The following is a 20,299-nucleotide window of genomic DNA, read 5'->3' on the forward strand; positions in this document are numbered from 1 at the left end:
AAAGTAATTTCCGTATCATTTTATTATTAGACTAGTTCGGTTTATTTTTAGGCACAAAGTTAATCGATTATATAAACAAGTGATCCATGCAAACTGAAAAAGTAGTAGACCATATTGTCAATTGGCTTAAAGAATATGCAGTAAATGCAAATATCAAAGGTTTTACCATTGGTATTTCTGGAGGTATAGATTCTGCAGTAACGTCAACACTCTGTGCCAAAACAGGTCTTGAACTATTGTGCTTAGAAATGCCAATTCATCAAGCTCCAAATCAGGAAACGAGGGCCGCAAAACATATTGAGTGGTTGCAATTAAATTTCCCCAATGTATCGCGTCAACCTGTAAATCTAACTCCAGTTTTCGACAGTTTTGTTGCGAATATTCCTACAGTAAAAAACGAAGAAGACCGCTTTATGTCTTTGGCCAATACACGCGCTCGACTCAGAATGACAACTTTGTACTATTTTGCTGCCTTAAAAGGATACCTTGTAGCGGGTACTGGAAATAAAGTTGAAGACTTTGGAGTAGGTTTTTACACCAAGTATGGAGATGGCGGGGTTGATTTAAGCCCTATTGCGGACTTATATAAATCTCAGGTATATGAAATTGCAAAGTTCTTAGGAATTAACAAGGATATTCAGGAAGCCGCACCCACGGACGGACTTTGGGGTGATGACCGAACTGATGAGGACCAAATTGGTGCTTCATATCCGGAATTGGAATGGGCGATGAAAATGGACGACCAAAATAAAAAAATAGATGATTTTGAAGGCAGGGAAAAAGAAGTGTTTAAAATCTACAAAAGATTTAATTCTTCCAATATGCATAAGATGATTCCTATACCTATTTGTAAGATTCCAAGCACACTAATTTAGCGTTTTGACCTAAATAGTTGTGTTTAAGTCGAATAAAATCACGAAAATTGTGTTTTTTGTAAAAAAAATTCAACTTTTGTTCATGAATATGATAATTAAGCCTTACATTGCGTGTCAGTAATTATAGACAGACCGAGCAACCAAGGTTTTTTGTCCCAAAAACATAATCAAAAATGATTAAAGTACTAATTGCAGACAACCACCCAATCATTAGGATGGGGGTTAAACACGTATTGGATTCCGCAAACGGTTTTCAGGTCGTGGACGCTGTTTCGAACACAGCCGAATTATTTGAGCGTTTGGAAAAAGTAACTCCAGATGTAGTAATGTTAGAGATGGATATTCCGGAAATTAATGGAATAGCTACTCTACGAAAAATCAAAAAAGAGTACCCAGACATTAAAGTGTTGATGTACAGTGGACAATCGGAAGATGTTTACGCATTGAGCACAATTAGAGCAGGTGCTTTTGGTTACTTATCTAAAGCTTCTGATATTGATTATATCATATCAGCAGTTAAAAAGGTTAGTGAAGGTAACATGTTCATTACAAATGAACTTGCCCAGCGATTAGCTTTCGATGAAGGCACGCAAAAACCTCGTCGATTCTTCAGAAAACTCTCTACAAGAGAAGTTGAAGTATTGAAATTGTTAGCCAGCGGAAAACGCAACAAAGATGTTGCCCAAGGCCTTAATTTGAATGAAAAGACTGTAAGTACGTACAAGGCACGTTTAATGAAGAAATTGAACGTCGACAATATGGTTGACCTCTTACAGCAAGCAAAAGCGTTAGAATTATATTAAAAATGCTTGATAAAAGTCTCATAAAAAAGTCCGACGCAAGTTGGGCTTTTTTATTTACACATCATTTCCAATTTTTTTATTAAGAAAGAACTCTATTTAATTTTCTATTCAAAAGAGTGTTCAATTGGAGGTAATTCATAATTTCTTCTAGCGTCTCCCGATTGTCTTCGCTCTTATCTTCTGTATCTTTTTGTAGCGTCTGCATTCTCTTTTTAATCAAATAGCAACGTAAGGTCAATATGGTCTCGCTCACTAGTTGCGAAATGACGGTTTCCTTTTCCTTCGGGTAAATATCTTTGCGAGCCCAATCGTGAAGAACGTACTTCTCTTCTTCCATCATAATTGAAGAAACTTCAGAAACCATTTCCTGATCTAAATCGGCCAAAAAAGTACTTACTGTAAAATCTTCTTTCTCATTCAATTCAGCGATGAGTTTAAGGTAAATATTTCTAAACTTTTCATTTGTCAGTTCAATTTCATCATCCTGTAAATCCAAGAATATCTTTTCGTACACCTTTATTTCTAGTGATTCTGGTTCCAAAATCAAATCACCCTCTTCATTTTCCTTTAGTACTAAATCTTCAAATTCTTGTTCTTCCTTTCCGTATAGTAATAGAATCTCGATTATTTTACGTTCTAGTTCATATTGAACATCTACCTTTTCAACCGCTACTTCATTCTTTACTACATCAAAGGCTTTTTGCTCTTGTTTTACTTTTTTAGAAGCATCGGCAATGTCCTTTTTTCCGATTTGAGCGAGGGTACTAAATAAAACTCCCTCAGAAACCTTCATAATATTGGCACATTCCTGGATATAGATTTCCCGCTTTATTGCATCGGGAATCTTTGCAATACTATTTACAATATCACGAACCGTATCCGCACGCTTAATTGGGTCGTCAGCAGCTTCTTCAGCTAATAGGTTTGCCTTGAATTGAATAAAGTCCTTTGAATTTGAGTTCAAATATTCTTGAACCTCTTCTAAATCGTTATTCTTGGCAAAGCTATCTGGATCTTCTCCTTCAGGAAAGGTACAGACCTTTACATTCATGCCCTGCTCCAAAATCAAATCGATTCCGCGCAAAGAAGCACGCAGTCCCGCAGCATCACCATCAAATAGTACCGTAATGTTTTTGGTCAAACGATTTATGAGTCGAATCTGTTCGGGTGTCAAGGCTGTTCCACTAGAGGCGACCACATTTTCAATTCCTCTTTGGTGAAACTGAATTACATCAGTATAGCCCTCAACTAAATAACAATTGTCCTCTTTGGCAATAGACTGTTTCGCATAATAGATGCCATAGAGCACTTTACTTTTATGGTAAATATCGCTTTCTGGGGAGTTTAAATATTTAGCCGCCTTTTTGTCATTGGTCAAAATTCGCCCTCCAAAACCGAGAACTCGCCCACTCATGGAATGAATAGGAAACATAACCCGTGCTTTAAAACGGTCAAACTTTTTTGAGTTATTAGGGTTAGAAGTATCTTCCTTGATGATTGTCAACCCTGTTTTTTCGAGATAGTTGAGCTGATAACCGTTTTCAAGGGCAGCCATGGTAAATCCATCCCATTGATCTAAGCAGTATCCCAAATGAAACTTTTTAATGGTCTCATCGGTAAAACCTCTTTCCTTGAAATAGCTAAGTCCGATGGCCTTCCCTAACTCGCTTTCCCATAAAATATCTGAAAAATACTGCTGTGCATATTCAGAAACCAGGTACATACTTTCGCGTTCATTCGCCTCTTGCTTCTGTTCGTCAGTCCGTTCAGTTTCTTCTACTTCAATGTTATATTTCTTTGCGAGGTATTTGATGGCTTCCGGATAGGTAAAATGCTCATGTTCCATTAAAAAGGCGACAACATTTCCACCTTTACCACTACTGAAATCCTTCCAAATTTGTTTTACCGGAGACACCATAAAACTCGGAGAACGTTCATCGGTAAACGGACTCAAACCTTTAAAATTCGATCCGGACTTTTTCAATTGCACAAAATCCCCTATCACCTCTTCTAGGCGCGCTGTTTCATATACTTGGTCTATGGTGGATTTTGAAATCAAATTCGTCCTTTCTTTATTAATGAGTACAATTACCAGTATCGGTAAATATAAGATAAATTGATTCCTTGTAAAACCCCACCCCCATTTTCAGGGAGTGCTTTTTCGCTAGCAGAAGGGTAAAATCAGCATCTAAACTGCTGCAACTTTGTATCGAAGAATAACAAACCCTTTTAATAACCTTAAAACAAAAATTATGATCTGGGGAATTACATTAATATTATTAAGCATTATCGCAGTACCATCATTGATACTGTCTAAAAAACCAAACGCAAAAGAATTATTAGAAAAAGTAGAACCCTATCAAGGATGGATAGGATTGGTTTTCTGCTTTTGGGGAGTTTGGGGAATTATTACCGCAGTCTTAAACCTAAATTGGTTGAGCATCGCTCCAATTTGGTGGGTTACCCTTTTGGTCGGAAATATTGTATCGGCAGCACTTGGGTTTATGTTAGGCTCAGGATTGATCAATAAATTATTCCTTTCCAAAAATGAAGCTGCGAAAGCAAAAGCTGAAGAATTAAGACAAAAAATAGCTCCTAAACAAGGTAAATTAGGCATCGTGGGTATCATCGTAGGCATTTGGATGATTGTCGCCTCATTTATGTGGACGGTGGCATAAGTTTATATCAAATAAAACGTTAGAATTTTAACTAATAATCTAAACTCCAAACGTTGAAAAGTTTCTGTTTGGAAAATCAAAACAACAATTAAAAATTATCACTATGAAAAAGGTAGTAGCAACTTTAGCAATGGTTCTTATAACAATGACAGCAATGGCTCAAAATTATCAAAACAATATAACCGTCAACGGGACCCACTCTTATAGCATAAGTCCTGAGTATTCAAGCAAAATGATAGTTAGTTTGAACAACGTTTATTACGACTCACAAACCATGAGTATGTCTGAGGTCAAATCGGGCTATTTAGACAAACTGGCCAAAGTAGGTATTAGTAGTGATCGTATAACGGAAGATAATTTACACTACGCACTTCTCGGATATGAGAAAGAGGGCACTATCATCGTTTTCAAAACGAATTCTCTAGAGGAAATGCAGAAGTTTCTAAATGTGAAGTCAATCGGGGTAACACGTTCAGATACCACCTTAGAGATGGAATTAACAGATGCCCAAATGGCTGAGTTTGCAAAGGCCGCTTTTGACAATGCAAAAACAAAAGCCAATGCTGTTGCAGCAAAAATTGGTAGAACAATTGGCAAAGCTATTTACCTAAGCGATACGAATACCAAGAAAATATCAGAATCTATGTACTATGGGAACGCCAAGGACAAAAGGGATTATTATATATCTGTTTCCTTTGAATTGCAATAACGAATTTTAGTTGGTTGTTTATTGAAAACTCTGCAGGTTAGTATAACTTGTAGGGTTTTCATCAGTTATTCCTCCAAAAAATACACAATAGCATTAACCAGGAAAATTCAAAATGGAACATACAACCGATAAAATTACCGTGACGGGAATTCATGAATATGATTTAAAAGGCACATATTCCACAAAAATGATTGTAAGTCTTCAAAATGTAATTTATGATGGGTATGAGACTGGTTCAGAGCTTTCACTAAAAGAAATAAAAGACGCCTATGCTGAAAAATTGGTAGATGCTGGCATTGCCGGAACCCAAAAAGGCGAGCTTAAAGAAGACCTTCTTTCTTATTCCCTATTGGGTTATGAAAAAGAAGGGACAGTGATTTCATATGCTACTGATTCCCTAGATATGGCACAAAAATTCTTGATGGTCAAATCAAATGGAGTGATGAAATCGGAATCAACCTTTACTTCTGAATTGACGAAAAAACAGATGACCGATTATGCACATTCTGCTTTTCTTGATGCACAAGACAAGGCTTCCGCTCTCGCAGAACGCACTGAAAGAAAATTAGGCCGTATTCTTATCATAGATGACCATAATCTTCAAAAAACGATTGATGGGTTTTACTCTATGGATTACTTAGTTACGCGCGAATACCGCGTCACTATTAGTTTTGAACTTTTATGAATTCTAAATTTCAAATAATTTTCTTTTTAGGATGTCTTTGCTGGATGTCTTACACTTGCCGACAAAAAACACCTGAAGGTGAACGGTTAGTATCAAAGGTGGATGTTCCCTTAGAAATCAATACTAATGGAAACACTATTATGACAAGGTTTAGTTTACCCAAAGGATATACAAGAATTTCTTCGGATAGTACTTCCTTCTCATTTTACCTTAGAAACCTCCCTTTAAAACCCAACGGTTCACTAGTCACTTACTACAACGGTGAGCTTAAACCGAATAGAAATGTTTATGACGCCGTAGTTGATTTACCGATTGGGAAAAGAGATTTACATCAGTGTGCAGATGCGGTTATGCGCTTGAGGGCCGAATATCTTTTTCAAAATAAGAAGTTCGATAGTATTCATTTCAATTTTACCAACGGATTCAAAGCAGATTACGCCAACTGGCGAATGGGAAAACGAATTATTGTAAAGGGAAACCAAGTCGATTGGAAACGAACTTCTCACCATTCCGATTCACCCAAAGACTTCTGGAAATATCTCGAAATGGTTTTTAGCTATGCGGGTACCGCATCTTTGGAAAAAGAAATGAAACCCGTTTCCATTGAAGAAATGCAGATTGGTGATGTTTTCATTCAAGGTGGTTTTCCAGGGCATGCTGTAATAATAGTTGATATAGCCATCAATCAAACTACAAATGAAAAAGTTTTTCTACTGGCTCAAAGCTATATGCCGGCTCAGGAAATTCAGGTGCTTAAAAACCCCAATAACATAGATTTGAGTCCATGGTATGGGGTTTCTGAAATATTAAAAGAATTACGTACTCCGGAGTGGACGTTTAAGAAATCCGCTTTAAGGCGTTTTTCAAATTAGTCCAAATCAAACCTTACCCCTAATGAGATGTTCCTTTGCTCGACTGCAGCGTTTCTGAAAATAGGATTCAAATCGTATTTGGCATAAAGTTGAACTCCGTCAAAACCTACATATGCACTTAGTCCGTATACAAAACTAGAAGTATCGTAACCACCTTTGAGTTTATCTTTTACATTTCGGCCTTCCGCATTTTTATATTTTAGTTTTTGTCTAGACCCTATGTTGAAACCTCCATATCCTCCGATACCCAGTCTAAATTGATTACGAATAGAATACCGAATTCTTTTTTCCGTTTTGCTAAATTTTGAAGGTCCAAATTCAAAGTGTACAGGAAACACCAAGTTGTCCATACGAAACTTCGACTTTCTTAAATCAAACTCAAACTCCTGTAGTTCAGTTTCCCCTTCATCAACAACGAAATACTGATTATTTTTTGGCTTCAAACTATTAAATTGAAAGGAAACTCCATAACTCAAGCGAAGTGAATTTGAATTCTTAAATACGCGGGTGCGCCAAGCCCAACCCAATTCGACAAACCTACTTCCTCCTAATTTATATGGAGAATCTTCTAAAGATTGTCCCTCAATAATTGCATTGTTAAAGCCAACTGCAATTACGGGGTCAACATAAGTACGACGATCATACTTTATTTCTTTCTTCCAGTCTTTTGAATTGATAGATACTACACGTTCTCCATTCACATCAATTTTGAACATTCCATCATCATCATACTGGTCCGTTTTTTCGATAGCTATAACATCATCTTCATTACGTTTCAAAAGGGCAATTTTGTTGTCGACAATAGCGACCTTATTTTCAATATTCAAAGCATGCTTTTTAGCTGCTTCTTCTTTTAAAACCTTGGCTTGTTCAGCAGTAATATCTTCATTTTCAAGTTGCCCATTTATTGTTTCTACTTCCTCTTTCAAAGCCTTTTTTTCTTGTGCGACTATATCGTCCTTTAGGTTCTGAAGAACCTCTATTTTCCTTTGATACTGCTCCTCTTGCGCGCTTAGGTTTTGTGACATTAAAGTCAAGATAAGCAGTAAAAAATACCTTGTAATCGTTTTCATAATAATTTTGATTTAGATGTCTCTTACCACCCCTCTTTATTTAAGAGGAGTGTATAGAGACTGAATTAATGATTGATGAATATCTATTTGTTGCGGTCGGCAACGGCCGTACGTACTTTTAAAAACCCTGTTCTTAAAGATTCGAAGATTTGATCTCTAAAGGATCTGTCCAATTCGTCCTCAACTTCAGTCAGCAAAGCCATCGCGTCAACTGAACCATTTTGATTAAAAAGCTTGTCTCGAAGTATTTCTTCTTGTGCATTTCGCAGTAAATGGTTTACCTCAGCATCTGTCAAAGCAGCGTTATTCTGTTCTAAGGAGTCAACAGTAGCGACTATTTCCAATATTTTATCATTGATAATTTCCTCTTTAAAATCGTTTGTTTTGATTGCTTTTTCGCTAAGTGATCCAACAACCTTATCAACTTTGGCTACTGAAGTAATCTGATTACTTAATTCGGAATTCTCATTACGAATTACCGCTTCCACCTCTTGACTGGGAACTAGTTCACTTTTTTCATTTTCAACAATTACTTCCTCGGTTTTTCTATCATCAATTGAATCTGAATTTGTTTTAGCTTCTATAGTTTCTTCATCTGTATCAGCCACTTTTACATCAGGACCATTTAAAGCATTATTTGAATTAAAATAAACAATAGAAATAATCAAAAATCCGATGAAGCTAGCGGCTATTCCATACCAGAAATAATTTCTCCTTTTAGATTGTGGAGTAACAGCATCTAGTCTTTCGGACAAGGTCTCCCAGGCATTCGCAGAGGGCTTTATTTCTCGCTCCTGAAGCTGCTTCTTCATATGTTTTTCAAATTTATTCGGTGCCATACCCTATAATATTTTGTTGCTTTAATTTTTCCTTGAGCATTTTTCTTGATTTGAATAATTGCGATCTTGATGTCCCTTCAGAAATGCTTAGCATATCTGCTATCTCCGCATGGGAATAGCCTTCAATAGCAAATAGTACAAATACGGCTCTGTATCCCTCTGGAAGTGCGTCAATCAAATTTTGAATATGCGCTACATCCAATTCCGAAGACGAAGGGCTGCTTTCCAATACCGTTCTATCATAAATACTATCATCGTAGACCACAAATTGTCGCTTTCGCAGGTGGCTAATACTTTCTCGAACCATAATCCTGCGTATCCATCCTTCAAAACTTCCATCAAATCGAAAACTATCCAGATGTGTAAAAACTTTTACAAAACCGTTGACCATAACATCCTCGGCAAAATGAATATCCTTGATATATTGCCTGCATACACCTAGCATCTTGGGCGCATACTTTTCGTAAAGATGCTGCTGTGCCTCTCGATTTCCAGATGCTGATTTTTTAATCAGCTGCTTCTCATTTTTATAGAATGGTATAATCTTCAAAACAGTTTTGGTTATCTTCTATTAGCATAGACGCGTAATATTTCAAGTCCGTTGCCCAAGAAGGAAAAAAAGTAGAAATTTATTTTTTTCGGTCAACTACATAATTGACCATAAGTTCCAAAGCATCTTTATAATCCGACTTTGGATAGCCCCCTAGTAAGCTTAACGCTTGGTTTTTGTAGGCCAACATTTTTTCAACGGCGTAGTCTAACCCGCCTTTTTCTTTTACAAAGGCAATAACCTCTTTGACTCTCTTCTTGTCTTTGTTGTAATTCTTTACGGAGTTTATCAGCCATTTCTTTTCATCCTTAGAACAAATATTCAATACATGAATCAATGGAAGCGTCATTTTTTGTTCTTTGATATCGATACCAGTGGGTTTTCCTATTGCAGTGCTTCCATAATCGAAAAGGTCATCTTTTATTTGAAACGCCATACCGCATAGTTCTCCGAATTTTCTAAATGTTTCAACATCTTCAGAGTCGGGTTTTACTGAACAAGCTCCTAATCCGCAGCAAGCGGCAATTAAAGTTGCTGTTTTCTGGCGGATAATATCATAGTATACCTCTTCTGTAATATCTAATTGTCTTGCTTTTTCAATCTGTAACAACTCTCCCTCGCTCATCTCACGAACAGCGACAGAAATAATACGTAATAAATCAAAATCTCCATAATCAATGGATAGTAATAGTCCTTTGGAAAGCAAATAGTCTCCGACTAAAACGGCAATTTTGTTTTTCCACAAGGCATTTATAGAGAAGAATCCGCGACGTTTGTTACTTTCATCAACCACATCATCATGTACCAAAGTAGCTGTATGAATCAATTCAATTACGGAAGCACCGCGATAGGTACGATCATTTATCTCTCCATTGTTGAGCATTTTTGCAGTAAGAAAAACGAACATAGGTCGCATCTGCTTCCCCTTCCTATTTACAATGTAATGGGTAATTCGATTGAGAAGTGCAACTTTTGAAGACATCGCCTCTCGAAACTTTGACTCAAAGAGTTCCATTTCAGGGCGAATCGGATCTTTTATTTGCGATACTATCTTCAAATCATATGCTGTTTTGCCAATACTTTTGTTCGGAAGTATAAAATTAGGCAAAAGGAGGGAGTAAATAGTCGTTGCACCTTAGTAATTAGTACTAAAACACTAGGTCTTATTAGCTAATTGCCCACAGGCAGCATCTATATCTTTTCCTCTCGAGCGACGTACGGTTACAATAATGTTGTTTCGCTCCAGAGCATTTACGTACATTTCTATGGCGGTATTCGAGGCTTGCTGAAATTCTCCGTCATCAATGGGGTTATACTCAATCAAATTCACTTTTGATGGTGCAAACCGGCAAAAATTCACCAGAGCATCCACATCTTTTTGTCTATCATTGATTCCTTTCCAAACTACGTACTCGTATGTGATTCTGCTTTTTGTTTTACTATACCAATACGCTAAAGCTTCCCGAAGATCAGCCAAAGTAAACGTTGCATTGAATGGCATAATCGAGGTTCGAATATCATCTATTGCCGAATGAAGCGATACGGCAAGATTAAATTTCACTTCTTCATCTGCCATTTTTCGTATCATCTTGGGAACTCCTGAAGTAGAAACTGTAATTCGTTTCGGAGAAATTCCTAATCCGTCTTTAGAAGTAATCTTGTCAATGGCTTTCAACACATTGTTATAATTCATAAGAGGCTCTCCCATTCCCATAAAAACGATATTGCTTAACGGGCGGTCAAAATATAATCGGCTTTCATTGTCAATAGCCACTACCTGATCATATATCTCATCAGGGTTCAAATTGCGCATGCGTTTTAATCTCGCCGTAGCGCAGAACTTGCAATCTAAACTGCAACCTACTTGACTAGAAACGCAAGCCGTTGTTCTTGTTTTGGTAGGAATCAAAACAGATTCTACAATTAAATCGTCATGTAGGCGTACTGCGTTTTTAATAGTCCCGTCCGTACTGCGCTGCATCACATCAACCTTGATATGATTGATGACAAAATTAGCTTCCAACATATCCCGCGTTTCCTTAGAAATGTTAGTCATCACGTCAAAAGAATGTGCAGATTTCTGCCAAAGCCATTCATACACTTGATTCCCTCGAAAAGCCTTATCTCCGTTTTTCACGAAGAAATCACGCAATTGCTCACGGGTTAAAGCACGTATGTCTTTCTTTTTTGTTTCCACTTAGCGGATAGATAAAAAAATCCCTCTTTATGCTGTTTCCAATGTAAAGAGGGGTTTTAAAGATTCCTTCCAAGGAAAGAATATAATTATATTATTAACATCGCATCACCATACGAGTAGAATTTATAGCTTTCTAAAATCGCTTCCTTATATGCTTTCTTCATCAGATCATGTCCCATAAATGCAGAAACCATCATTAGTAAGGTAGACTTAGGTAAGTGGAAATTAGTTACCATGGCATTAGCAATACTAAAATCATAAGGAGGGAAAATGAACTTGTTTGTCCATCCATCATGAGTATTCAAAGTGTGTTGCGAAGATACAGCACTCTCTAAGCCTCTCATCGCAGTAGTACCCACCGCACAAATTCTTCGTTTATTTGCCTTGGCATTGTTTACAATTTCCGTCGCTTTTTCATCAATAATCAACTCCTCACTATCCATTTTATGTTTTGAAAGATCTTCAACCTCAACAGGATTAAAGGTACCTAAACCAACATGCAAGGTAAGCTCCGCAAATTTAACTCCTTTGATTTCTAAACGCTTCAAAAGGTGTTTTGAAAAATGTAGACCAGCTGTTGGTGCTGCAACAGCGCCTTCGTGCTTGGCATAAATTGTTTGGTAACGTTCTTCATCTTCAGGCTCTACATCCCTTTTAATGTATTTAGGTAATGGTGTTTCACCCAATTCCTTCAATTTTCTTCGGAAGTCGGTATATGAACCATCATAAAGAAATCGTAATGTTCTACCTCTGGAAGTGGTATTATCAATGACCTCTGCTACCAAAGTCTCATCGTCTCCAAAATACAATTTATTGCCAATACGTATTTTTCTTGCGGGATCTACAAGTACATCCCAAAGTCGTTGTTCTTCATTGAGCTCGCGAAGCAAAAACACTTCAATACGCGCTCCTGTTTTTTCCTTATTTCCAAACAACCTTGCCGGAAATACTTTTGTATTGTTGATGACCATAATATCATCTTCATCAAAATAGTCAATCATATCCTTGAACATTCTATGCTCAATTTTTCCAGAATCCCTATGGATTACCATCAATTTGGATTCATCTCTATTTTCTGAAGGATACTCCGCCAACAAGTTATCAGGAAGCTCAAAATTGAAGTGTGATAATTTCATTTACAGTGGTTTAGTTCTATTTTTTTTCGGCTGCAAATATACGACCCGGAGATAGGGGTTGTCAAGTAAAACAAGGATTAAATACAGATTATAATTCTTTTACAGAAAATTGCAGTTGTTTCAGGTCCTTCCAGTAATCAGGATATGATTTTGAGACAACCTCCGCATCATTGACTATAATTGTAGTTTTCATGGCTAAAGGAGCAAAAGCCATAGCCATTCGGTGGTCATTATAGGTGTCAATAGCGACATCGGCAGTTATATTTTCGGTAGGTTCTAATGTCAACGCCTTATCTGTAACCGAAATACTGGCCCCTAGTTTCGACAATTCAATGTCCAAAGCTTCCAGACGATCTGTTTCTTTTATTTTAAGGGTATGCAGGCCCGTTAAATGACAACCAATTCCAAGTCCAAAACAAGTGACTGCAATAGTTTGCGCTATGTCAGGTGCATCAGAAAGCTCAAGGTTTAAGTTGCCGGGTTTCAGGTCAGCTGTTTTGCTCAAAATGATGGTATTTTCTTCAAAAACAGTATAAACTCCTAGTTTCTGATAAATTTCCGAAAGTACACTATCACCTTGTAGGCTATTCCTTTTGTATGCTGATAATTTTATTACCGTACCCACGGCGGAAAGTGCCACAATACTATAAAAATAAGATGCGGAACTCCAATCAGATTCCACGACCAAACTTGTTGGTTCTACAGAAGTTGTTGGAGTTACTATAATCGTATTCCCGTCAAAGGAAGTTTCGACTCCAATCTCATTCAAAAGTGCCAGTGTCATTTTTATATATGGCACCGAAGTAATTTTACCAATCAAGTTTAATTCTAAGCCCTTTTCTAAACTCGGAGCGATTAGCAGTAGAGACGAGATATATTGACTACTAATATCAGCGGGAAGACTCACCGAATGATTTTTAAGTTTCTTTCCTTTGATACGAATTGGTGGATACCCATCATTCTTCTCATATTCAATATCGGCACCTAAGTTTCTTAAAGCATCAACCAAAACTTTAACTGGCCTCTCGGTCATTCGCTGCGAACCTGTCAATACCACTTCTTTGCTCTCTTGTGAAGCAAAATAACCCGTAAGAAAACGCATGGCAGTACCTGCATGGTGAATATCGACAATACCTTTGGAAATTTTCAAACCTTTTTCCATTACCTCAGCATCATCAGAATTTGAGATGTTGCTTATGGTAACATTTGAATATAATGCCCGTAACAATAAGGAACGGTTAGATTCACTTTTAGAACCTGTAATTTGAATAGCTGCTTTTAGAAGTTTGCTGGACGGGCCAGATAGGTATAAATTCAAGATTGTGTTCTCTTTTGAAGGTTTCTAAATATCGGGAGTCTGCAAATCAAAACAATCCAAAGGACCAACCGAAATTAAGGGGCAAAGATAACACTATTTCAACTTTTTGTTATTGTGGTGCCGGTCGTGGTCACGCTTCGCTTTAAGGTCAAGTTTCTTATAAAAGGCTTCTTGAAGATCTACTCCGGTTTGATTTGCAAGACATAACACAACAAACAGAACATCAGCAAGTTCTTCACCTAAATCTTTATTTTTGTCCGATTCTTTTTCACTTTGCTCACCGTATCTACGGGCAATAATACGAGCTACCTCTCCTACTTCTTCGGTAAGTTGAGCCATGTTGGTGAGCTCATTGAAATAGCGAACTCCGTGTTCTTTAATCCAATTGTCTACAGCCTTTTGAGAATCGTGTATATCCATTATTGCTTGTTTTTTGTGTCTATTATAATAGTAACAGGGCCATCATTCAATAAATCTACCTTCATATTCGCACCAAAAATACCGGTCCCAACATTCTTACCTAAATCCGCTTTAAGCTGCTTCACAAAGCTCTCGTACAGCGGTATAGAAACCTCCGGTTTTGCTGCTTTTAGATAAGAAGGGCGATTCCCTTTTTTGGTCGATGCATGCAAGGTAAACTGGCTCACTACAATAGCATCTCCCTTTATTTCAAGAATCGATTTATTCATCACCCCCTCGTGGTCATTAAAAATACGGAGATTGGCGATTTTACGAGAAAGCCATTCTATATCTTCTTTGGAGTCTTCATTTTCAATGCCCAAAAGAATAAGTAATCCTGTTTCGATTATTGAAGTGATTTTTCCTTCAACGGTAACACTCGCCCTAGAAACTCTTTGAATTACCGCTCTCACTTTTTCTCTCCGTATATGTCCATTCTATAATTCTCTTCTTCACCTGTAATCATTTGCACATAGCTTTTGTATCGACTCCATGCCACCTCATCATTATCCAGAGCCTCTTTTACGGCACATTTAGGTTCATCTAAATGAAGGCAATTATTGAACTTGCAATTAATTTTCAATTTAAAGAATTCTCGAAAGTAATCTCCGATTTCTTCTTTCTCCATGTCGACAATTCCGAAACCTTTGATCCCTGGCGTATCAATAATCCGGGCATCGAAACTCAAGTCATACATTTCGGCGAAAGTGGTTGTATGTTGCCCTTGCAAATGCTGTTCGGAAATTTCCCTTGTTTTGAGTTCTAAGGTTTTCTCTAAGGCATTGACTAAAGTAGATTTTCCAGCACCCGAATGCCCCGCAAACATGCTCGTTTTTCCTATCATAAGCTCTTTAACCTTATCTACATTTTTTCCCGTTGTTGCCGATATTCCTATACATTCATAACCTATGCTTCGGTAAAGTGCAGCCAAATATTTTACCTCTAGTAATTCTTCTTCATCGTAGGTATCAACTTTATTAAAAAGTAGGATAACAGGAATATCATAGGCTTCGGCAGTAGCTAGAAACCGATCAATAAAGACAGCATACGTCTTCGGATTATTTAATGTAACCAATAAAAAAACTCGGTCTAGATTTGCTGCTATAATATGTGTTTGCTTAGAGAGATTCACTGACTTACGGATAATATAATTCTTGCGTTCCTCAATTGCAGAAATTGTTCCGACAGTAGCATCACCTAATTCTTCAATCTCAAATACCACAACATCGCCCACAGCAATTGGATTGGTACTTTTAATCCCTTGAATACGAAATTTCCCTTTAATACGACATTCGTAGAACGTACCATCTTCGATTTTAACAGTGTACCAGCTTCCCGTTGATTTATAGACAACCCCTCGCATTCATTAGATTTAGTTTACAAAGAAAAGCAATACTTTTATATTACTGTCTTTCAGAGGGTAGTAACATCCTGTATATGATTTGTACGACTTCAAAAAGTTGTAATTTGATGCAACCCTTCCACAAACCTATTGTCTTTAAATACTAACATATAAATATTAAATCATGAAGAAAATTGTACTTATTGCAAGCTTAGTTTTGCTTGTTAGCCTTGAAGTTAACGCACAACAAATCAAAGTAGTCACTAGTGTAGAATCAATTGTGCCCAATGGTTTGGGCCGTTCACGTATTGTCGATGCCCAAGAGGAAAAGAATTTTGGTGAATATACTACTACGCAAACCGAAGAGGACAACACAAGAAACAAATCAAAAAGAGGTGATATTCGAGTTAAGAATTTCGAGGAAACCAAGTTGCTTAATTTTTACAACATTGCTGGAATCCGTTTTCAGAATATTGCCGCAAACGATGCGGTTATATCATCAAAATTAACTTCCATGATAAAAGATGGATGGGAACTCATATTTGTAACCAGCGGTGTTGAAGCGGATGCTGGGGGCGACGATGGACAAGGTATTTTTATTACTCGTTATATTTTTAAGAAAGATTGAGATAACTGTCACATCGAGTAGAGTCGAGATACCTCCTAACTAAGGTTCTCGACTCGGCTCGAATCGACAGAGTATTCTATTTATGCTTTTACAATCTTATTCTGGTGGTTAATGGACTCTTGGTGAATCGCTTTAAACATTTTAAGTACAAACTCTTCGCTCAATCCTTTTGTTTCGCCTTCAAGAATCATCTTTCCTAAAATCTCATTCCAACGGTTGGACTGTAATACTGCTACGTTTCGGGTTTTCTTTAATTTACCAATACTGTCTGCAACCTTCATTCGCTTACCCATAGTATCGATTAATTGATTGTCAATAACATCAATTTGAGCTCTTAAACCACTCAATTGGCTGTTGTATTCTGCTTCTGGGTCTGATTCTTTTCTGATTTTCAAATCGTTCATAATCTGAACTAATCTATCCGGAGTTACTTGCTGCGCAGCATCACTCCAAGCATTATCAGGGTCGTGATGTGTTTCAATCATCAATCCGTCAAAATTCAAATCTAATGCAGTTTGCGAAACATCAAAAATCATATCGCGCTTTCCAGTAATATGCGATGGGTCATTGATTAATGGCAAATCAGGGAATTTATTCTGAAACTCAATCGCCAATTGCCATTCTGGAATGTTTCTGTATTTCGACTTTTCGTAGGTTGAAAACCCTCTATGAATCGCTCCTAATTTCTTGATTCCAGCGGTATGCAAACGTTCGATTCCCCCTAACCAAAGCGCTAAATCAGGATTTACTGGGTTCTTTACCAAAACAATCTTGTCGGTACCAGCCAACGCATCAGCCAGTTCTTGCATGATAAACGGACTCACCGTTGAGCGTGCACCAATCCACAACAAATCAATATCATGTTCTAAAGCTAGTTCTACATGAGCACGGTTCGCTACTTCTGTGGCCGTCTTTAAACCTGTTTCTGTTTTTACTTTTTGGAGCCATTTCAAACCTAAGGCGCCAACACCTTCAAAGTTTCCTGGTCGTGTTCTAGGCTTCCAGATACCTGCGCGGTAGTAATTGACATCGGTATCTTTTAGGCTATGCGCAATTCCTAACACCTGTTCTTCGGTTTCAGCACTACATGGCCCTGCTATCACTAGTGGATGGTCTAAACCCATATCATCCAACCATGTTCTCATTTCTTTTGTATTCTCCATTACTTTTTGTTTAGTGGTATTCCGTTTAATATTTCTTTAATCTTATTCGTGTTATTCATTTCATTATAAATGCCTTCAAAGTCGTTTTCTAAAAGCATTTGTTTGAATTCTTCCAAATTTTGAATATACTCCTCGAGTGTTTCTACAACATTCTTTTTATTCTGTTCAAAAATAGGCGCCCACATTGCTGGTGAACTTTTTGCCAAACGCACGGTGCTTTCGAAACCAGACCCTGCCATATCAAAAATATCCCGTTCGTTTTTCTCTTTTTCAATTACTGTTTTCCCTAACATAAATGAACTGATATGCGACAAATGCGACACATAAGCGATATGCTTATCATGTGCCTCAGGATTCATATATCGAATTCGCATTCCCATCTTTTGGAACAACTCTAAGGCCCTTTCCTGCAATTTGAAAGCGGTCTTTTCTACCTCACAAATGATATTCGTCTTTCCTTCGTACAAACCTTCAATAGCTGCCGACGGGCCGGAAAATTCCGTACCTGCAATTGGGTGTGCTGCTAAATAATTTCTTCGCTTCGGATGATTATCCAACTGTTTGCAAATCAATTGTTTTGTAGAACCGCCGTCAAAAACGACACAATCATCATTTACAGCATCCAATATTTTGGGAAGCTCTGTTACCAAAACATCTACAGGAATAGATACAATCACCATATCGGCTAATCCTAAATCTTCATAGTTTGATTTCACATCAATAAGATTCAAAGTAAAAGCTTCTTCTAAATGGGCATCGTTGGCATCAATGCCATAAATCTTAGATTCCGGCATAATGCGTTTAATGTCCTTCGCGAAAGACCCTCCTATTAATCCAATACCGATTATAAAAACGTTCATATCAAAACCTGTCTATTGCTTCTTGAATCTTGTCCTCGGGCACACATAAGGAAAATCGTATATATCCTTCTCCATTGCTTCCGAAAATGGTTCCCGGCGTAATAAAAATATTTTTGTCATACAGAATATCGTCAATAAACTTTTCTGCGGATGGCACACCGTAAGGTAACTTTGCCCAAATGAACATTCCCACGGAAGTGGAATCATAAGTACATCCTAATTTTTTCACCAATTGCAACATCAACTCCTTTCGTCCTGAATAGACCTTGTTCAAATTGTCAAACCAATCTTGAGTACTTCCTAAAGCCGCAATAGCCCCTTTTTGAATTCCGTAGAACATTCCGGAATCCATATTGCTTTTTACTTTCAGAATGGACTTCAAGTTTTTTTCATTCCCAAGAACCATCCCCACGCGCCATCCGGCCATGTTAAAAGTTTTACTCAGGGAATTCAGTTCTAAAGCAACATCCTTAGCACCATTTATGTTGAGAATGCTTGTCGGATTGTCATTCAAAACAAAACTGTATGGATTATCATTGATTAATAGGATATTATTCCGTTGTGCAAAAGCTATTAATTTTTCAAACTGCAATTTAGTAGCCTTTGCCCCTGTTGGCATATGTGGATAGCTCGTCCACATGAGTTTTACTTTGGATAAATCTTCTTTCCCTAACTGCTCCAAATCAGGAAACCAATCTTTATCTTCAACCAAATCGTAATACTGCGGAACGGCACCAACTAATTTGCTCACAGCGGTATACGTGGGATAACCTGGATTCGGAATCAACACCTCATCTCCTTCATTCAAAAAAGCCATGCTAATATGCATGATACCTTCTTTGGAACCCATCAACGGAAGAATTTCGGTTGTAGCATCTGCTTCGACGCCAAATTTTGATGCATAGAATTTCGCAATCGCTTCCCGTAATTCGGGCAAACCTTGGTAGCTCTGATATTGATGTGCCCCGGAATCATTAACTGCATTCTGAATTGTTTTAATCACGGCTGTAGATGGGACTAAATCAGGACTCCCAATACCCATATTGATTATCGGTTTTCCATCGGCCATAAGTCCGCGTACTTCTCGTAACTTTTTAGAGAAGTAGTATTCCTGAACCGTTTCAAGTCTATCAGCCGTCTGTATCATTCTCTGGCATTTTTATATTCACCCAATACTTTAAAATCTTCTGACATGATGTTCAACAGCGCTTTTGCTTTTTTAAAATTGGCATAACCTTCAAAAGTCACATCAACAAAAAAGGCATATTTCCAAGGGGTCTCAATAATAGGAAGACTTTGAATTTTCGTCAAGTTCAAATTGCAATCACTCATAACATTAAGCATAGCGGCCAAACTACCGCGTTTGTGGTCAGTTATAAAACGTACGGATGCTTTGTTAATAACCTCCTTTGGAAGCTCCTTGTTTTTAGTTTTTACAATGATAAATCGAGTTGAATTATTCTTAATCGTCTGTATGTCGGATGCTACGATGTCCAAATCATATAACTCGGCTGCAACCTTAGGCGCAATTGCCGCAACATTTTTCAAACCATGCTTTTGAATTTGCTTGGCAGTCTCAGCGGTATCTACATCTTCAACCATTTTTATATGCGGTTTGGTCTTTAGATATTCACGACATTGTAAAAGTGCCATAGGGTGCGAACGAACCTCTTCTATATCTTGTAAATCCTGACCCTTATATACCATGAGATGATGATGGATATTCAGATAATGTTCACCGATAATATGCAAACCTTTGTCATATACAAGGGCATAATTGGGAATTATGGAGCCAGCAATAGAATTTTCAATTGCCATTATTCCCTTATCAGCCGTGCCATCCAACAATTGATCTACCAAGCCATGAAATGATAAACATTCTACCAATTCAATGTTATCCCCATAATAGTCCTTTGCCACTTGGTGGTGGTTTGAACCTTGAATTCCTTGTATGGCTACTTTCAATTTCATACTCTTTAGTTACTCCAGTATTTACAATAGACCCTGAAATAAATTCAGGGTTCTCAAATTCAGAGAATTTGAGAACAAAAAAAGTCCTGCTTTTCGCAGGACTTCTATATTATATCTAACTTGAATATACTATAACAGTCC

At 37.5% G+C, this 20,299-nt stretch carries 22 protein-coding genes; 7 read left to right on the forward strand and 15 right to left on the reverse strand.

What is annotated here, in order from left to right; all coding sequences use genetic code 11:
- Nucleotides 1–86 precede the first annotated feature (86 nt).
- Nucleotides 87–875 (forward strand): NAD(+) synthase, encoded by a 789-nt coding sequence (gene nadE, locus FEE95_RS16475; protein ID WP_138659081.1) that lies wholly within the window; start codon nt 87–89, stop codon nt 873–875.
- A gap of 173 nt (nt 876–1,048) precedes the next feature.
- On the forward strand, nt 1,049–1,678 hold the full coding sequence (locus tag FEE95_RS16480; protein WP_138659082.1) for a response regulator: 630 nt from the start codon (nt 1,049–1,051) through the stop codon (nt 1,676–1,678).
- Between the two features lie 79 nt (nt 1,679–1,757).
- Here FEE95_RS16480 and dnaG read toward each other — a convergent pair whose 3' ends face one another.
- The gene (dnaG, locus tag FEE95_RS16485) at nt 1,758–3,737 is read right to left on the reverse strand and encodes a DNA primase (protein ID WP_138659083.1); all 1,980 of its coding nucleotides are present in this window, start codon (nt 3,735–3,737) and stop codon (nt 1,758–1,760) included.
- A gap of 193 nt (nt 3,738–3,930) precedes the next feature.
- Here dnaG and FEE95_RS16490 point away from each other — a divergent pair, with 193 nt between their 5' ends.
- The 4 genes from FEE95_RS16490 to FEE95_RS16505 all read left to right on the forward strand — a co-directional run bounded on the left by FEE95_RS16490 (nt 3,931) and on the right by FEE95_RS16505 (nt 6,622).
- Nucleotides 3,931–4,356 carry a hypothetical protein gene (locus FEE95_RS16490; protein ID WP_138659084.1) on the forward strand — a complete coding sequence of 142 codons (426 nt, stop codon included), beginning with the start codon at nt 3,931–3,933 and terminating at the stop codon, nt 4,354–4,356.
- A gap of 103 nt (nt 4,357–4,459) precedes the next feature.
- Nucleotides 4,460–5,065, forward strand: coding sequence for an SIMPL domain-containing protein (locus tag FEE95_RS16495; protein WP_138659085.1), 606 nt, complete (start codon nt 4,460–4,462; stop codon nt 5,063–5,065).
- A gap of 112 nt (nt 5,066–5,177) precedes the next feature.
- Complete coding sequence (locus tag FEE95_RS16500; protein WP_138659086.1) at nt 5,178–5,750, forward strand: hypothetical protein; 573 nt, start codon at nt 5,178–5,180, stop codon at nt 5,748–5,750.
- Nucleotides 5,747–6,622 (forward strand): DUF4846 domain-containing protein, encoded by an 876-nt coding sequence (locus FEE95_RS16505; RefSeq protein ID WP_238474603.1) that lies wholly within the window; start codon nt 5,747–5,749, stop codon nt 6,620–6,622. Before FEE95_RS16500 ends, FEE95_RS16505 begins: the two co-directional genes overlap by 4 nt.
- On the opposite strand, the gene FEE95_RS16510 is transcribed toward FEE95_RS16505, so the two are convergent.
- The 10 genes from FEE95_RS16510 to rsgA all read right to left on the reverse strand — a co-directional run bounded on the left by FEE95_RS16510 (nt 6,619) and on the right by rsgA (nt 15,557).
- Nucleotides 6,619–7,695 carry a porin family protein gene (locus tag FEE95_RS16510; protein WP_138659087.1) on the reverse strand — a complete coding sequence of 359 codons (1,077 nt, stop codon included), beginning with the start codon at nt 7,693–7,695 and terminating at the stop codon, nt 6,619–6,621. The genes FEE95_RS16505 and FEE95_RS16510 overlap by 4 nt on opposite strands.
- Before the next feature lie 83 nt (nt 7,696–7,778).
- Nucleotides 7,779–8,534, reverse strand: coding sequence for a hypothetical protein (locus FEE95_RS16515; protein WP_138659088.1), 756 nt, complete (start codon nt 8,532–8,534; stop codon nt 7,779–7,781).
- Complete coding sequence (locus FEE95_RS16520) at nt 8,521–9,084, reverse strand: RNA polymerase sigma factor (protein WP_138659089.1); 564 nt, start codon at nt 9,082–9,084, stop codon at nt 8,521–8,523. The genes FEE95_RS16515 and FEE95_RS16520 overlap by 14 nt, the downstream gene beginning before the upstream one ends.
- Before the next feature lie 79 nt (nt 9,085–9,163).
- Nucleotides 9,164–10,141, reverse strand: a complete 978-nt coding sequence (locus FEE95_RS16525; RefSeq protein ID WP_138659090.1) for a polyprenyl synthetase family protein — start codon at nt 10,139–10,141, stop codon at nt 9,164–9,166.
- Nucleotides 10,142–10,240: 99 nt separating this feature from the next.
- Nucleotides 10,241–11,281, reverse strand: a complete 1,041-nt coding sequence (rlmN, locus tag FEE95_RS16530) for a dual-specificity RNA methyltransferase RlmN (protein WP_138659091.1) — start codon at nt 11,279–11,281, stop codon at nt 10,241–10,243.
- Between the two features lie 86 nt (nt 11,282–11,367).
- Complete coding sequence (queA, locus tag FEE95_RS16535; RefSeq protein ID WP_138659092.1) at nt 11,368–12,417, reverse strand: tRNA preQ1(34) S-adenosylmethionine ribosyltransferase-isomerase QueA; 1,050 nt, start codon at nt 12,415–12,417, stop codon at nt 11,368–11,370.
- An 88-nt stretch (nt 12,418–12,505) separates the two neighbouring features.
- Nucleotides 12,506–13,735 carry a 3-phosphoshikimate 1-carboxyvinyltransferase gene (locus tag FEE95_RS16540; RefSeq protein WP_138659093.1) on the reverse strand — a complete coding sequence of 410 codons (1,230 nt, stop codon included), beginning with the start codon at nt 13,733–13,735 and terminating at the stop codon, nt 12,506–12,508.
- Between the two features lie 93 nt (nt 13,736–13,828).
- A complete protein-coding gene (locus FEE95_RS16545) occupies nt 13,829–14,155 on the reverse strand; it encodes a nucleotide pyrophosphohydrolase (RefSeq protein ID WP_138659094.1) in 327 nt (108 codons plus the stop codon).
- Nucleotides 14,155–14,607: a D-aminoacyl-tRNA deacylase gene (gene dtd / locus FEE95_RS16550; protein ID WP_138659095.1), complete on the reverse strand. Its 453-nt coding sequence runs from the start codon at nt 14,605–14,607 to the stop codon at nt 14,155–14,157. Before dtd ends, FEE95_RS16545 begins: the two co-directional genes overlap by 1 nt.
- On the reverse strand, nt 14,604–15,557 hold the full coding sequence (gene rsgA, locus FEE95_RS16555) for a ribosome small subunit-dependent GTPase A (RefSeq protein WP_138659096.1): 954 nt from the start codon (nt 15,555–15,557) through the stop codon (nt 14,604–14,606). The genes dtd and rsgA overlap by 4 nt, the downstream gene beginning before the upstream one ends.
- A gap of 163 nt (nt 15,558–15,720) precedes the next feature.
- Here rsgA and FEE95_RS16560 point away from each other — a divergent pair, with 163 nt between their 5' ends.
- The gene (locus FEE95_RS16560) at nt 15,721–16,164 is read left to right on the forward strand and encodes a hypothetical protein (RefSeq protein WP_138659097.1); all 444 of its coding nucleotides are present in this window, start codon (nt 15,721–15,723) and stop codon (nt 16,162–16,164) included.
- An 80-nt stretch (nt 16,165–16,244) separates the two neighbouring features.
- Here the strand turns inward: FEE95_RS16560 and FEE95_RS16565 are convergent, their stop codons facing one another.
- From FEE95_RS16565 to FEE95_RS16580, 4 genes are read right to left on the reverse strand one after another with little or no spacing between them, the layout of a single operon-like run.
- Nucleotides 16,245–17,327, reverse strand: a complete 1,083-nt coding sequence (locus tag FEE95_RS16565; RefSeq protein ID WP_138659098.1) for a bifunctional 3-deoxy-7-phosphoheptulonate synthase/chorismate mutase type II — start codon at nt 17,325–17,327, stop codon at nt 16,245–16,247.
- A complete protein-coding gene (locus FEE95_RS16570; protein ID WP_138659099.1) occupies nt 17,327–18,187 on the reverse strand; it encodes a prephenate dehydrogenase in 861 nt (286 codons plus the stop codon). Before FEE95_RS16570 ends, FEE95_RS16565 begins: the two co-directional genes overlap by 1 nt.
- A 1-nt stretch (nt 18,188) precedes the next feature.
- Nucleotides 18,189–19,334: a pyridoxal phosphate-dependent aminotransferase gene (locus tag FEE95_RS16575; protein WP_138659100.1), complete on the reverse strand. Its 1,146-nt coding sequence runs from the start codon at nt 19,332–19,334 to the stop codon at nt 18,189–18,191.
- Nucleotides 19,331–20,158 carry a prephenate dehydratase gene (locus FEE95_RS16580; protein WP_138659101.1) on the reverse strand — a complete coding sequence of 276 codons (828 nt, stop codon included), beginning with the start codon at nt 20,156–20,158 and terminating at the stop codon, nt 19,331–19,333. The genes FEE95_RS16575 and FEE95_RS16580 overlap by 4 nt, the downstream gene beginning before the upstream one ends.
- Between the last annotated feature and the right edge of the window lie 141 nt (nt 20,159–20,299).

It is taken from the genome of Maribacter algarum (ex Zhang et al. 2020) (assembly GCF_005885635.1).
Lineage (GTDB): Bacteria > Bacteroidota > Bacteroidia > Flavobacteriales > Flavobacteriaceae > Maribacter_C > Maribacter_C algarum.

Bases quoted from the DNA above. Each gene is read 5' to 3' on its own strand.
- nadE (WP_138659081.1), top strand. From the start codon at position 87: ATGCAAACTGAAAAAGTAGTAGACCATATTGTCAATTGGCTTAAAGAA.
- FEE95_RS16480 (WP_138659082.1), top strand. From the start codon at position 1,049: ATGATTAAAGTACTAATTGCAGACAACCACCCAATCATTAGGATGGGG.
- FEE95_RS16490 (WP_138659084.1), top strand. From the start codon at position 3,931: ATGATCTGGGGAATTACATTAATATTATTAAGCATTATCGCAGTACCA.
- FEE95_RS16495 (WP_138659085.1), top strand. From the start codon at position 4,460: ATGAAAAAGGTAGTAGCAACTTTAGCAATGGTTCTTATAACAATGACA.
- FEE95_RS16500 (WP_138659086.1), top strand. From the start codon at position 5,178: ATGGAACATACAACCGATAAAATTACCGTGACGGGAATTCATGAATAT.
- FEE95_RS16505 (WP_238474603.1), top strand. From the start codon at position 5,747: ATGAATTCTAAATTTCAAATAATTTTCTTTTTAGGATGTCTTTGCTGG.
- FEE95_RS16510 (WP_138659087.1), bottom strand. From the start codon at position 7,695: ATGAAAACGATTACAAGGTATTTTTTACTGCTTATCTTGACTTTAATG.
- FEE95_RS16515 (WP_138659088.1), bottom strand. From the start codon at position 8,534: ATGGCACCGAATAAATTTGAAAAACATATGAAGAAGCAGCTTCAGGAG.
- queA (WP_138659092.1), bottom strand. From the start codon at position 12,417: ATGAAATTATCACACTTCAATTTTGAGCTTCCTGATAACTTGTTGGCG.
- FEE95_RS16545 (WP_138659094.1), bottom strand. From the start codon at position 14,155: ATGGATATACACGATTCTCAAAAGGCTGTAGACAATTGGATTAAAGAA.
- rsgA (WP_138659096.1), bottom strand. From the start codon at position 15,557: ATGCGAGGGGTTGTCTATAAATCAACGGGAAGCTGGTACACTGTTAAA.
- FEE95_RS16560 (WP_138659097.1), top strand. From the start codon at position 15,721: ATGAAGAAAATTGTACTTATTGCAAGCTTAGTTTTGCTTGTTAGCCTT.
- FEE95_RS16565 (WP_138659098.1), bottom strand. From the start codon at position 17,327: ATGGAGAATACAAAAGAAATGAGAACATGGTTGGATGATATGGGTTTA.
- FEE95_RS16570 (WP_138659099.1), bottom strand. From the start codon at position 18,187: ATGAACGTTTTTATAATCGGTATTGGATTAATAGGAGGGTCTTTCGCG.
- FEE95_RS16575 (WP_138659100.1), bottom strand. From the start codon at position 19,334: ATGATACAGACGGCTGATAGACTTGAAACGGTTCAGGAATACTACTTC.
- FEE95_RS16580 (WP_138659101.1), bottom strand. From the start codon at position 20,158: ATGAAATTGAAAGTAGCCATACAAGGAATTCAAGGTTCAAACCACCAC.